The 12843-nt window shown below is 55.5% G+C and carries 12 protein-coding genes; 8 read left to right on the top strand and 4 right to left on the bottom strand.

The features are described 5' to 3' along the window. Positions 1-36: 36 nt before the first annotated feature. Positions 37-996: a Fe2+-enterobactin ABC transporter substrate-binding protein gene (fepB, locus tag ABOC97_RS15005; protein ID WP_349599136.1), complete on the bottom strand. Its 960-nt coding sequence runs from the start codon at positions 994-996 to the stop codon at positions 37-39. A gap of 231 nt (positions 997-1227) precedes the next feature. Between fepB and entC the strand changes: the two genes are divergently transcribed. The 8 genes from entC (at position 1228) to ABOC97_RS14965 (ending at position 9948) form a co-directional block, all read left to right on the top strand. Further along, positions 1228-2409, top strand: a complete 1182-nt coding sequence (gene entC / locus ABOC97_RS15000; protein ID WP_349599133.1) for an isochorismate synthase EntC — start codon at positions 1228-1230, stop codon at positions 2407-2409. A gap of 15 nt (positions 2410-2424) precedes the next feature. After that, the gene (gene entE / locus ABOC97_RS14995) at positions 2425-4035 is read left to right on the top strand and encodes a (2,3-dihydroxybenzoyl)adenylate synthase EntE (protein ID WP_349599130.1); all 1611 of its coding nucleotides are present in this window, start codon (positions 2425-2427) and stop codon (positions 4033-4035) included. Positions 4036-4048: 13 nt separating this feature from the next. Next, positions 4049-4903 carry an isochorismatase gene (locus tag ABOC97_RS14990; RefSeq protein ID WP_349599127.1) on the top strand — a complete coding sequence of 285 codons (855 nt, stop codon included), beginning with the start codon at positions 4049-4051 and terminating at the stop codon, positions 4901-4903. Next, positions 4903-5658: a 2,3-dihydro-2,3-dihydroxybenzoate dehydrogenase EntA gene (entA, locus tag ABOC97_RS14985; protein ID WP_349599124.1), complete on the top strand. Its 756-nt coding sequence runs from the start codon at positions 4903-4905 to the stop codon at positions 5656-5658. Before ABOC97_RS14990 ends, entA begins: the two co-directional genes overlap by 1 nt. Position 5659: 1 nt before the next feature. Beyond that, positions 5660-6073 carry a proofreading thioesterase EntH gene (gene entH / locus ABOC97_RS14980; RefSeq protein WP_349599121.1) on the top strand — a complete coding sequence of 138 codons (414 nt, stop codon included), beginning with the start codon at positions 5660-5662 and terminating at the stop codon, positions 6071-6073. Between the two features lie 261 nt (positions 6074-6334). After that, on the top strand, positions 6335-8440 hold the full coding sequence (gene cstA, locus ABOC97_RS14975; protein WP_349599118.1) for a pyruvate/proton symporter CstA: 2106 nt from the start codon (positions 6335-6337) through the stop codon (positions 8438-8440). Positions 8441-8499: 59 nt separating this feature from the next. Then, positions 8500-8697, top strand: a complete 198-nt coding sequence (locus ABOC97_RS14970) for a YbdD/YjiX family protein (protein WP_349599115.1) — start codon at positions 8500-8502, stop codon at positions 8695-8697. 90 nt (positions 8698-8787) lie between these two features. Further along, positions 8788-9948, top strand: coding sequence for a pyridoxal phosphate-dependent aminotransferase (locus ABOC97_RS14965; protein ID WP_349599113.1), 1161 nt, complete (start codon positions 8788-8790; stop codon positions 9946-9948). Here the strand turns inward: ABOC97_RS14965 and ABOC97_RS14960 are convergent, their stop codons facing one another. The 3 genes from ABOC97_RS14960 to ABOC97_RS14950 all read right to left on the bottom strand — a co-directional run bounded on the left by ABOC97_RS14960 (position 9949) and on the right by ABOC97_RS14950 (position 12765). Then, complete coding sequence (locus ABOC97_RS14960; RefSeq protein WP_349599110.1) at positions 9949-10575, bottom strand: IbrB-like domain-containing protein; 627 nt, start codon at positions 10573-10575, stop codon at positions 9949-9951. It abuts the gene before it with no gap. Then, entirely contained in the window at positions 10560-11783 is a 1224-nt protein-coding gene (locus ABOC97_RS14955; protein ID WP_349599107.1) for a phosphoadenosine phosphosulfate reductase, read from the bottom strand. Before ABOC97_RS14955 ends, ABOC97_RS14960 begins: the two co-directional genes overlap by 16 nt. 124 nt (positions 11784-11907) lie before the next feature. Then, complete coding sequence (locus tag ABOC97_RS14950) at positions 11908-12765, bottom strand: LysR family transcriptional regulator (protein WP_459253826.1); 858 nt, start codon at positions 12763-12765, stop codon at positions 11908-11910. Positions 12766-12843 lie beyond the last annotated feature (78 nt).

The raw sequence follows: 12843 nt of genomic DNA, 5'->3' as shown, positions 1-12843 counted from the left end.
GTCCGGCCTACAGCGTCGCGCAGGCCGGATAATCGGTTAGCCAAACAGTGCCGACAGGCGTTCCAGCACTCGGGTGGCGCTGTAGTAATCCAGACGGAACGTTTCGGTGCCCAGCGCGTAAACGTGCTTATTTTTCACCGCCGGCAGATGGGCCAGCAGCGGGTTGGCATAGATCGCGTCAACGTCCTTTTGATCGCCAGCAAACAGGAACAGGCTTTCACCGTTCAGGCCGGTCGCCAGATTTTCACCGCCAAGTTGAATGATGTCGTGGCGCTTGCCCTGACTCTGGCTGGCATGCAGGCCAGCCGGTAGCGCGGCCTGGGTGAAGCCGAGCTGCTTAAGGAACTGACCCTGAGCGGATTCGCTGGTCCACAGGTTTGCGCTGTGGGCGGCGGCAGTATAGACCAGCGCGCTCACCGGCTGCGGCGGCAGTTTAATCTGCTGTTTCACCGTCGCGAGCTGTTTGTCGAAGGCGGCAATACGATCGGCAGCCTGTTTCTCCTGGCCGGTCATCTGCCCGAGCTGGGTTAGCAGCGCCTGCCAGCTTTTATCGTCGTAGTTGACGATAAGCGTCGGGGCGATGGTGGAGAGCTGGTCGTACAGCGCCAGCGCCGAGTCGCCGCCGGTAGCGCTAATCAAAATGAGATCCGGCATTTGCGCGGCGACGGCTTCGGCACTTGGCTCACCGATATACAAGCGGGTCAGCTTGCGCGCTTTAGCCACATCGCCCCATTGGCGCAGGAAACCCTGGCCATCGGCGACGCGGTTATTTGGCGTGGTCGCACCGCTGGCGACAACCGGTGCGTCAATGGCCAGCAGCGATCCGGTGAGGGTTACGCTGGTCGAGACGATGCGGGTCGGTTTGTGCTCCAGCGTATGGACGCCGTGGCTGTCGGTAATCTGTCGCGGCCAATCGGCGGCCTGTGCTGAGGTTAATCCCAAAACGCTAAAGCCTGCGATGAGTGCGGCGGTACGCCACAGGGCGGTGAAGTTCACGGACAAGTCCTGGTTATGGTTGGTTAATGCTTCTCATTTTCAACTATTGTCCCGTCCCGATGCAAGCGTTCTGCCCACGATGCTGAAGAACAACATCGGGCATACGACGATGCTATTAAGCACAAGATGCTGCTTCGTCCTGTTGACATACGAGGCGTTTACTTTTAGGTTACGGAGCCAAAATATAAATGATAATTATTCGTAATATCTTTATCGTTTTTGGAGAATGATATGGAAACGTCACTGGCCGCGGAAACGCAACAACAGCAGCATCAGGCCCCGATCCAGGCCGACAGCTTTTTCTTTATGTCGCCGTTTCGCAGTTTTACTACGTCTGGCTGCTTCACTCGTTTTACCTGCCCGGCGGAAGGGGGCGACGCGTCCGACAGTGCCTTCCAGCAAGGGTTAGCGTCGGCATTTGCTGCGGCAAAATCTGCCGGGATTGAAAACCCGGTGATGGTAGGTGCGATCCCATTCGATACCCGCCAGCCTTCCGCACTGTTTATTCCTGAGCGCTGCGAGACGTTTTCGCGGACAGCGAAACAGAAGTCGTCGCGCTACAGCGTTTCACGCGAGCCGATGACCGTGACCGCGCGTCAGGAGATCCCCGAGCACCCGATATTCCTCGATATGGTCGCGCAAGCGGCTGCGCTGACGGCGACGCCGCAGGTCGATAAAGTGGTGCTCTCGCGTCTGATTGATATTACCGCCGATCAGAATCTAGACAGCGGTGCGTTGCTGGAGCGCCTGGTGGCGCAGAACCCGGCGAGCTTTAACTTCCACGTTCCGTTGCCCGACGGCGGCGTGCTGTTGGGCGCCAGCCCGGAGCTGCTGCTGCGTAAAGAGGGCGACCATTACAGTTCGTTGCCTTTGGCGGGTTCCGCTCGTCGCCAGCCGGATGACGTGTTGGATCGTGAAGCGGGAAATCGTCTGCTGGCGTCGGAAAAAGATCGCCACGAACACGAATTGGTGACCCAGTCGATGAAACAGACTCTGGCACCGCGCAGCCTGCAACTCTCGCTGCCGCAAACCCCGCAGTTGGTCAACACGCCAACCCTGTGGCACCTCGCTACGCCAATAGAAGGCCAGGCCAAAGCTGAAGAAAACGCGCTGTCGCTGGCCTGTCTTCTGCACCCAACGCCAGCGCTGAGCGGTTTTCCGCATCAGGTGGCCAAACAGGTGATTGCTGAACTGGAGCCGTTCGAACGCGACCTGTTCGGTGGCATCGTGGGTTGGTGCGACAGCGAAGGCAACGGCGAGTGGGTGGTCACTATCCGCTGCGCGCGGGTGAAGGATAACGGCGTGCGCCTGTTTGCCGGAGCGGGCATTGTCCCTGCTTCATCGCCGGAGTCTGAATGGCGCGAAACCGGCGTCAAACTTTCTACCATGCTAAACGTATTTGGCCTGCACTAGGAGCCGACTTCTATTATGACCGTGGAATTTACCCGCTGGCCGGACGCGCTCGCGGCGCGCTATCGCGAAAAAGGCTACTGGCAGGATCTGCCGTTGACCGAAATGCTGACCCGCCATGCGGACAGCGACGCGATTGCGGTGATTGATGGCGAACGCCAGATTAGCTACCGCCAGTTAAACCAGTCTGTCGATAACCTTGCCGCCGCATTGCAGCGTCAGGGGCTTAAGCGTGGGGAAACCGCGCTGGTGCAACTGGGCAATATTGCTGAATTTTATACGACGCTGTTTGCGCTGCTGAAAATCGGCGTCGCGCCGGTGAATGCGCTGTTCAGCCATCAGCGTAATGAACTGAACGCCTACGCCGAACAGATTGCCCCGGCCGCGCTGATTGCCGACCGCAGCCATGCGCTGTTTAGCGACGATGCGTTTTTGAATGCTTTCTGCGAGCAGTTCCGCTCCGTGCGCGTGGTGTTGCTGCGTAACGACACACAGGAACACGCGCTGGAAGCGGCAATAGCGCATCCGGCGGGAGATTTTGTCCCGACGCCGACCGCCGCCGATGAAGTGGCCTTTTTTCAGCTTTCGGGCGGCAGCACCGGCACGCCGAAACTTATTCCGCGTACCCACAATGACTATTACTACAGCATTCGTCGCAGTAATGAGGTGTGCCGTTTTGATGCGCAAACGCGTTATCTGTGTGCGATCCCGTCGGCGCATAACTACGCCATGAGCTCGCCGGGTGCGCTGGGTGTGTTCCTCGCCAAAGGCACGGTGGTGCTGGCGGCAGACCCTAGTCCAACGCAGTGCTTCCCGCTGATTGAACAGCATCAGGTTAACGTCGCGGCGCTAGTGCCCCCGGCGGTTAGTCTGTGGCTACAGGCGATTGCCGAGTGGGGCAGCAATGCCCAGCTTCGCTCACTGACGCTATTACAGGTGGGTGGCGCTCGCCTCTCAGCGACGCTAGCGGCGCGCATTCCTGCCGAAATTGGCTGCCAGTTGCAGCAGGTGTTTGGCATGGCGGAAGGGCTGGTGAATTACACCCGTCTGGATGACAGCGAAGAAAAAATCCTCAACACCCAGGGCTATCCGATGTGTCCGGACGATGAGGTCTGGGTGGCGGACGCCGATGGCAATCCGCTGCCGCGCGGCGAGGTTGGTCGACTGATGACCCGCGGCCCGTACACCTTCCGTGGTTACTACAAAAGTCCGCAGCACAACGCCAGCGCCTTTGACGCCGACGGTTTTTACTGCTCCGGCGATCTCATTTCCATCGATAAAGACGGCTACATCACCGTGGAAGGGCGTGAGAAAGATCAGATTAACCGCGGCGGCGAGAAAATTGCCGCCGAAGAGATTGAAAACCTGCTGCTGCGCCATGAATCGGTGGTGTACGCGGCGCTGGTCAGTATGGAAGACACCCTGCTGGGTGAAAAAAGCTGCGCCTATCTGGTGGTGAAAGAGCCGCTGCGCGCAGTCCAGGTTCGCCGCTTCCTGCGCGAGCAGGGCGTTGCCGAATTTAAACTGCCGGACCGAGTGGAGTGTGTGGATGAACTGCCGCTGACCCACGTCGGTAAAGTCGATAAAAAACAATTACGTCAGTGGCTGGCCAGCCGCTCGCAGGGCTGAAGGAGAAAACAACATGGCGATTCCAAAACTACAGGGCTATGCGCTGCCAACCGCGCTGGATCTTCCCGAAAACAAGGTGGACTGGGCGTTTGAACCGGCGCGTGCGGCGCTGTTGATTCACGATATGCAGGAGTATTTCCTCAACTTCTGGGGTGACGATAGCGAGATGATGGAGACGGTGGTCGCCAACATCGCCGCGCTGCGTGATTTCTGCAAAAAGAACGGCATTCCGGTGTACTACACCGCGCAGCCAAAAGAGCAGAGCGATGAAGATCGTGCGCTGCTAAACGATATGTGGGGACCGGGATTGACCCGTTCGCCTGAGCAACAGCGGGTAATTGCCGCGCTGGCACCGGACGATGCGGACACCGTACTGGTGAAATGGCGCTACAGCGCATTTCATCGTTCGCCGCTGGAGCAGATGCTCAAAGAGAGCGGCCGCAACCAGCTCATTATCACCGGCGTGTATGCACACATTGGCTGCATGACCACCGCTACCGACGCCTTTATGCGCGATATTAAACCGTTCTTTGTCGCCGATGCGCTGGCAGATTTCAGCCGCGATGAGCACCTGATGTCGTTGAAATATGTGGCTGGTCGCAGCGGTCGCGTAGTGATGACGGACGAACTGTTACCGTCTATCCCGGCCAGCAAAGAAGCGCTGCGGGCGTTGGTGCTGCCGCTGCTGGATGAATCTGACGAGCCGTTCGACGACGATAATCTGATTGATTACGGCCTCGACTCGGTACGTATGATGGCGCTGGCCGCTCGCTGGCGGAAAGCGTACGGCGATATCGATTTTGTGATGCTGGCGAAAAATCCGACCATCGATGCCTGGTGGGCGATGCTCTCCCGCGAGGTGAAATAATGGCCGGGTTCGATTTTAACGGCCAGACCGTATGGGTCACGGGGGCTGGAAAAGGGATCGGCTACGCTACCGCGCTGGCGTTTGTTGACGCGGGCGCAGCGGTCACTGGCTTCGATCTGGCGTTTGACGGCGATGATTATCCATTTGCCACCGAAGTGCTGGACGTGGCGGATGCGCAGCAGGTGGCGCAGGTGTGCGAGCGTGTGCTGGCGAAGACCGAGCGCCTGGACGTGCTGGTCAATGCCGCCGGTATTTTGCGGATGGGCGCAACGGATGCACTGAGTCTTGCCGATTGGCAGCAGACCTTTGCGGTGAACGTGGGTGGCGCATTCAACCTATTCCAGCAGACGATGGCGCAGTTTCGTCGCCAGCAAGGAGGCGCGATTGTCACCGTTGCCTCTGACGCCGCGCATACGCCGCGCATCGGCATGAGCGCCTACGGCGCATCGAAAGCGGCACTGAAAAGCCTGGCGCTGACCGTCGGTCTTGAGCTCGCGAGCTCCGGGGTGCGCTGCAATATCGTCTCGCCGGGCTCCACCGACACCGATATGCAGCGTGTGCTGTGGGTGAGTGATGACGCCGAGCAGCAGCGGATCCGTGGTTTTGCCGAACAGTTCAAGTTGGGTATTCCGCTGGGTAAAATCGCCCATCCGCAGGAAATAGCCAATACCATCCTGTTCCTCGCCTCCAGCAGCGCTAGCCATATCACGCTGCAGGATATTGTGGTGGATGGCGGTTCTACGCTGGGAGCTTAAGATGATCTGGAAACGTCATTTAACGCTCGACGAGCTGAACGCGACCAGCAATAACACTATGGTGGCGCATCTGGGGATTGTTTATACCCATATCGGCGACGATAGCCTGGAAGCGGTGATGCCGGTTGATAGCCGGACGCATCAACCGTTTGGCCTGCTGCACGGCGGCGCGTCGGCGGCGCTGGCGGAGACGTTAGGGTCGATGGCCGGTTTCCTGATGACCCGCGACGGCCAGTGCGTGGTGGGGACTGAACTTAATGCATCGCACCATCGCCCGGTATCGCAGGGGCAGGTTCGTGCGGTATGTCAGCCGCTGCATCTTGGGCGTCAGAGCCAGAGCTGGGAGATTGTGGTGTTTGATGAGCAGGGGCGGCGCTGCTGCACCTGTCGTTTAGGGACCGCGGTCCTGGGCTAAGCATCAAATGGATGGGACGGAGGGGAAGGCCGAATACGCGCTACGCCATCCGTCCTGTCCTGCAATTCATTCATATCATGAGCAGTTCACCCTTTTTCCCTCGCTAATTCAGCCATTTTCCCTCGTTAAGTGATCTCGTTAACAATGTGATGTAAATGTTAGGTTTTGTTCCTGTTCATATCGGTTTCAAGGATGTTAAATCAGGGGTGTTGCTACGGACACAAAATGTAACATCCTCTGCTACTGATACGGATAATAACTATGAACAATTCAGGGAAATACCTTATATGGGCATTGCTCTCCATTGTTGGAGCCTTTGCTCTGGGCTATATCGCCCTCAATCGAGGTGAACAGATAAACGCGCTGTGGATAGTCGTTGCGGCGGTCTGCGTGTATCTCATTGCCTATCGTTTTTACGGTCTCTACATTGCGAAAAATGTGCTGCAGGTTGACCCAACGCGTATGACGCCCGCTGTGCGTCATAACGATGGTCTCGACTATGTTCCAACGGACAAAAAGGTGCTGTTTGGCCACCACTTTGCGGCGATTGCCGGGGCAGGCCCGCTGGTAGGGCCGGTGCTGGCGGCGCAGATGGGCTATCTGCCGGGCATGATCTGGCTGTTGGCAGGGGTGGTGCTGGCGGGGGCGGTGCAGGACTTTATGGTGCTGTTCGTTTCTACTCGCCGCGACGGACGCTCGTTGGGTGAGCTGGTCAAAGAAGAGATGGGACCAACGGCCGGCGTGATTGCGCTGATTGCGACCTTTATGATTATGGTTATCATTCTGGCTGTGCTGGCGATGATCGTGGTGAAAGCGCTGACCCACAGCCCGTGGGGAACCTACACCGTGGCCTTTACTATCCCGCTGGCGCTGTTTATGGGCGTCTACATTCGCTATCTGCGTCCGGGGCGTATTGGTGAAGTGTCGGTGATTGGCCTCGTGTTGCTGGTGTTTGCCATTATTTCTGGTGGTTGGGTGGCGGCGAGCGAAACCTGGGCTCCGTGGTTCGACTATACCGGTGTACAGTTGACCTGGATGCTGGTGGGCTACGGTTTCGTGGCCTCGGTGCTGCCGGTGTGGCTGCTGTTGGCACCGCGTGACTACCTTTCAACCTTCTTGAAAATCGGCACCATCGTCGGTCTGGCGATTGGTATTCTGATTATGCGTCCAACGCTGACCATGCCTGCGTTGACTAAATTTATCGATGGCACCGGCCCGGTATGGACCGGCGACCTGTTCCCGTTCCTGTTTATCACTATCGCCTGCGGCGCGGTGTCAGGCTTCCACGCGCTGATCGCTTCCGGCACCACGCCCAAGATGCTGGCGAACGAAGGCCAGGCCTGCTTTATCGGCTACGGCGGCATGTTAATGGAATCCTTCGTCGCCATTATGGCGCTGGTTTCTGCCTGTATTATCGACCCGGGCGTCTACTTTGCGATGAACAGCCCGATGGCAGTGCTGGCACCTGCGGGGACCGCTGACGTCGTGGCTTCTGCCGCTCAGGTGGTGAGTAGCTGGGGATTTGCGGTAACGCCGGATCTGCTGCATCAAATTGCCAACGAAGTGGGGGAGCAGTCAATTGTCTCCCGTGCAGGCGGTGCTCCAACGCTGGCGGTAGGGATGGCCTACATCCTTCACGGCGCGCTGGGCGGACTGATGGACGTGTCGTTCTGGTATCACTTCGCCATTCTGTTTGAAGCGCTGTTTATCCTGACGGCGGTGGATGCCGGTACCCGTGCGGCGCGCTTTATGCTGCAGGATCTGCTGGGCGTTATCAGCCCAGGGCTTAAGCGTACCGACTCGCTGCCAGCCAACTTACTGGCGACGGCGCTGTGCGTGTTGGCCTGGGGTTACTTCCTGCACCAAGGGGTGGTTGACCCGCTGGGCGGCATTAATACCCTGTGGCCGCTGTTCGGTATTGCTAACCAGATGCTGGCAGGTATGGCGCTGATGCTCTGTGCGGTGGTACTGTTCAAGATGAAACGTCAGCGCTATGCGTGGGTGGCCCTGGTGCCAACGGCATGGTTGCTAATCTGTACGCTGGTGGCGGGTTGGCAGAAATCGTTCAGCGCCGATACCAAAGTGGGCTTCCTGGCGATTGCCAATAAGTTCCAGGCGATGATCGACAGCGGTAATATCCCTCCGCAGTACACTGAATCGCAGCTGTCACAGCTGGTGTTTAACAACCGTCTCGACGCGGGCCTCACGATGTTCTTTATGGTGGTGGTCGTGGTACTGGCGGTGTTCTCAATTAAAACCGCACTGGCGGCGCTGAAAGAGGACAAACCGACGGCGAAAGAGACCCCGTATGAGCCGATGCCGGCCGATGCGGAGAATTTGGTTGCCGCGGCGAAACGTGCCCATTAATGTCATCCGTAACCCGGTCTCGTGATGCGAGGCCGGGTTGATGCAACAAGGAAAAAACGATGTTCGATACCCTCTCTAAAGCCGGGAAATACCTCGGCCAGGCCGCAAAGATGATGATCGGCGTGCCGGACTATGACAACTATGTCGAACATATGCGCATTAACCATCCCGATCAGACGCCAATGACCTACGAAGCCTTTTTCCGCGATCGCCAGGAAGCGCGCTATGGTGGCAAGGGTGGCGCTAAATGCTGTTAATGCATTTGGACATCTAAACGTCTTGATTGCCAAGTCCGCTCACCGTGTTATATTGCTGTTAACATTGGTTCTACGAGCGGCAGATAACAAATGACAACAAAGCAACTCATCCCCCAAAGTAAACTCCCCACTCTCGGTACGACCATCTTTACCCAGATGAGCGCGCTGGCCCAGCAGCATCAGGCGATTAATCTTTCTCAAGGATTCCCGGATTTCGACGGCCCGAGCTATCTTCAGGAACGGCTTGCACATCATGTGGCCAGCGGTGCGAATCAATATGCGCCGATGACCGGCGCGCTGGCGCTGCGTGAGGCTATCGCCGAGAAAACGACGGCGCTATATGGCCATACTCCGGACGTGAATAGCGACATCACAGTTACTGCGGGTGCGACAGAAGCCCTGTATGCGGCAATCACTGCGCTGGTGCGTGAGGGTGATGAGGTTATCTGTTTTGATCCGAGCTACGACAGCTATGCCCCGGCGGTCGAACTTTCTGGCGGCATCGTGAAGCGTATTGCGCTACAGCCACCGCATTTTCGCGTCGACTGGCAGGCGTTTACCGCACTGTTAAGTGATAAGACCCGGCTGGTTATTCTCAATACGCCGCATAATCCGTCGGCGACGGTGTGGCAGTCTGCGGATTTTGACGCACTCTGGCAGGCAATCGCCGAGCGGGAGATTTACGTACTCAGTGACGAAGTGTATGAGCACATCTGTTTTGCCGACGAGGGCCACGCCAGCGTGCTGGCGCACCCGGCGCTTCGCGAGCGAGCGGTCGCGGTGTCGTCGTTTGGTAAAACCTATCATATGACCGGCTGGAAGGTGGGTTACTGCGTTGCGCCTGCGGCAATTAGCGCCGAACTGCGCAAGGTACACCAGTATCTGACCTTTGCCGTCAACACCCCGGCACAACTGGCGCTAGCGGATATGCTGCGCGCCGAGCCTGAGCATTATCGGCAACTGCCTGATTTTTACCGCGCGCGGCGCGATCTGTTTATTGATGCATTAAGCGCGAGCCGATTGCAGCTGCTACCCTGCGAAGGCACCTATTTTCTGCTTGCCGACTACAGCGCAATTTCCTCTGCGGATGATGTGAGCTTCTGCCAGTGGCTAACCACAGAAGTTGGCGTGGCGGCGATACCGCTATCGGTATTCTGTGCAGATCCATTCCCACATAAGCTGATTCGACTGTGTTTTGCCAAGCAGGAATCAACGCTATTGGCCGCTGCCGAACGCCTGTGCCGCCTGTAGTTATTTCACCGTCCAGGCCTGTGAGAACTGGCGATTGCCAAACATTTCGCACAGGCCGTTTATCTGCTTTAAGCGTAGGATTTCGTCGGCATCCATCCCCAGTTCCAGACCCATTTTTTCATCGCTCCAGCCGAGCTGGCTGAGTTCACGCACAATTTCTGACATCGCGTTTATTTGATGACGCCCGCGTGCGCGATTATGGCGAATCGTCGCGGCCATTCTCGCTGACAGTGAACAGTTAGATTGCTCCATTTGCGTTACCGGGAGGTAGCCGTGAAAACGTGTTTTCAACACCGCTTTTGAATGCGCAAGCAGATGGCGATGAAAGCCATCGACGATTTCAAAGTGCCTGTCGTTTTTCTTAACCACGACGATGGGTTGGGTAAAACCATCCGCTTCCAGTGATTTTGTTAGCAGGCGTTTTTCCTGGGGTGCCATGTTGTTTGGGTTGTAGTTGTTGGGCGAAACCAACTCATCTTTGACCCACAGCACGCAGTCGACAGGCTGATCTTTAAACGGGCTCTCTTCATGTAGCGCCTGACGAAACTGATTTAGCGCGTCGATTTTTTCATCAAGCGTGAGCGTTTGCAGATAGTGATGCATTTTCTCTATTAGTTCTTGTCGCATAATAATCCCCATTGCTGGCGTTTTTGTTCCATCCGTGTGCGGTAGCGTTGATAGTGGCTGGACTTGGTGGGGCTAAATGACAGCATTCTGCACCAGTAGTCATTATTTAACAGTACCTTACAAATGCGTCGCCATGATGGCACATCCTTTGAACCCAGATCTTTTTCCTGGCTATCAGGAATATCTTCCCAGCCCTGCTTTTGATACCAGCGGAGATAGACGGCAATTTTGTTGCGGTAGTGGTCAGCGGTGGCTTCCGGCATACTTTGCAACAAGAAATGCGCGTAGCTTCGCCAGCTATAGTTTTGTGGTTTCTCAATTTTACGATGCCCGTAGAACTGATTATCTTGCCCGGCATAGATACCGCCGCTGTGTACGCCGCTCACCCGCTGGCACATATCCGCCCATCGTTCTGGTTCCAGGACGTGATAAAGCCACAGCCCCTGGCGTTGTTCAGGGCCAAACGGCTCGCAGATACGCATATAGCGCAGCGGGACGCCAGCCTGAAACATCAGATTGTAAAGCGGATTGTAGGATTGCTGGCTTTTGGCAAACCACGTCCAGATGTCGGCGGTTTTCCAGTCGTAGATAGGGTAGATGTACCATGCGTGATTCCCCGGGGCGACGGTGGTCCAGGGCTTATCATCGGCAAAACGACGTTTGCGCTGGGACGCGATGGTCAAAAAACGATTATAGGACTCATCGGCGCGAATACCCACCATCACCGCAGCCGGTCGCTGCTGGGAAAACCATTCAGCAAATTTCTGCACAAATATTTCGAAGGTGATGCCTGGCTGGTAAAAGGGGAAAAAGTTGGGATCGATAATGGCATCTTCTGGCGGCTGTCGCACCCATTTCACACCTGGCTCCCAGCATTGCCACTCAGGCGTAAACTGGGTCAGTGAGTTCTGCGTCGTCAGCGGCAAAGCGACCCAATAAAAGTCTTCAATAATGTCCTTATACAGTTCACGTAATTTTTCACAATGAGTGATGGTGTAAGAAAACTGCGCCTCCCAGTCAATAAATAGTACGCAGATTTTCTTGTTTCGCGCACGGGCAAGCTGCGCCGTTAAATGCAGCATGACGGTAGAATCTTTACCGCCGGAAAATGAAACGCAAATACGAGAGAAATTATCCAACGTCCAGGCGATGCGATCATGTGTAGCTTCCAGTACCGACTGGGTTAGCGGGAGTTTGATCATGGACATTCGTAGGCCATCCTTGTTTACGATTGTAACCAATAAAGTTGAATTCTATACAATACTGCCAATATGAATTGCGGGCATAAATAATTATTTACAGAATGTTTTTCCGCATCGGCTTTGTATTGAATTAATCCATATCAGAAGAGCCGCTTGATAATTTACCAATTACTCTCGTGAATAATTCGGAATTGAGTGAGGCACGGTTGTAGAGCGTGTAGATGCTCGTCGGCGGTAGCGGAGTGGATAGTACGACTTCTTTTAAGTGTAGTGACTCCTTCATCAGGGTAAAATAAGAGTATGGCATAACGCCTATTAAATCAGTTTTGTGAATAGCATTAATGATTGATATAAATGATGATGAACGAAAAGCATATTTACGCTCTGCCCAGATGCTGTCCATATCGTACTGGTACTGTTTTATCCCCGAGTCAGGTACGTCATAAAGTGTGAATCTTTCTTTTAGCACTTCATCTAATGTGGCGTGGTTGCCTAGCCGCGGGTGATCTTCCCGGCAGACGAGAATTATCCTCGCTTCGAGAAACTTCTCGCACACAAACGAACGATTGTGGACCGGCGTGGTGGTGAAAATGATATCCGCTTTACGATGGTGTAGCAGGTTCTCTACGCTGTCAGAAGTCGTAGTGAAGTCATGGTATTCAATCTGCAGGTCTGGCTCAGCCAGTATTGCATTCATAAAACTGGCCAGGCGCGGAGTAAAATTCAGTTCAGGTCCGTAGATAACAAACTTTTTTTCAAGTTCGATATCACCCATCATATTAATCGTTTGTTCGAGTTGATTAAGGTTTTTAGACAGGTGCTGATGTAAATTAACGGCAACGGTGGTTGGGGTAATCCCTTTTCCTGAACGCACAAACAGCGGATCTTTGAGTTGCGTGCGCAGCCGCTGTAGCGATTGGCTCACTGCGGATGGCGTAATAAACAACATTTCGGCTGCTTTGCTGATACTTAGGGAAGGTGCGAACAAGTTCCTGATATGAGATCATCATATTCATCCGGAGCGCATCCCAGAGGGACATCATGAGCCATCAACTCACCTTCGCCG

The organism is Kluyvera huaxiensis, assembly GCF_040149365.1.
GTDB classification, from domain to species: Bacteria; Pseudomonadota; Gammaproteobacteria; order Enterobacterales; family Enterobacteriaceae; genus Kluyvera; species Kluyvera intermedia_A.
Note: the sequence above shows the minus strand (reverse complement) of the source record. Positions and strands in the feature narration are given on the sequence as shown.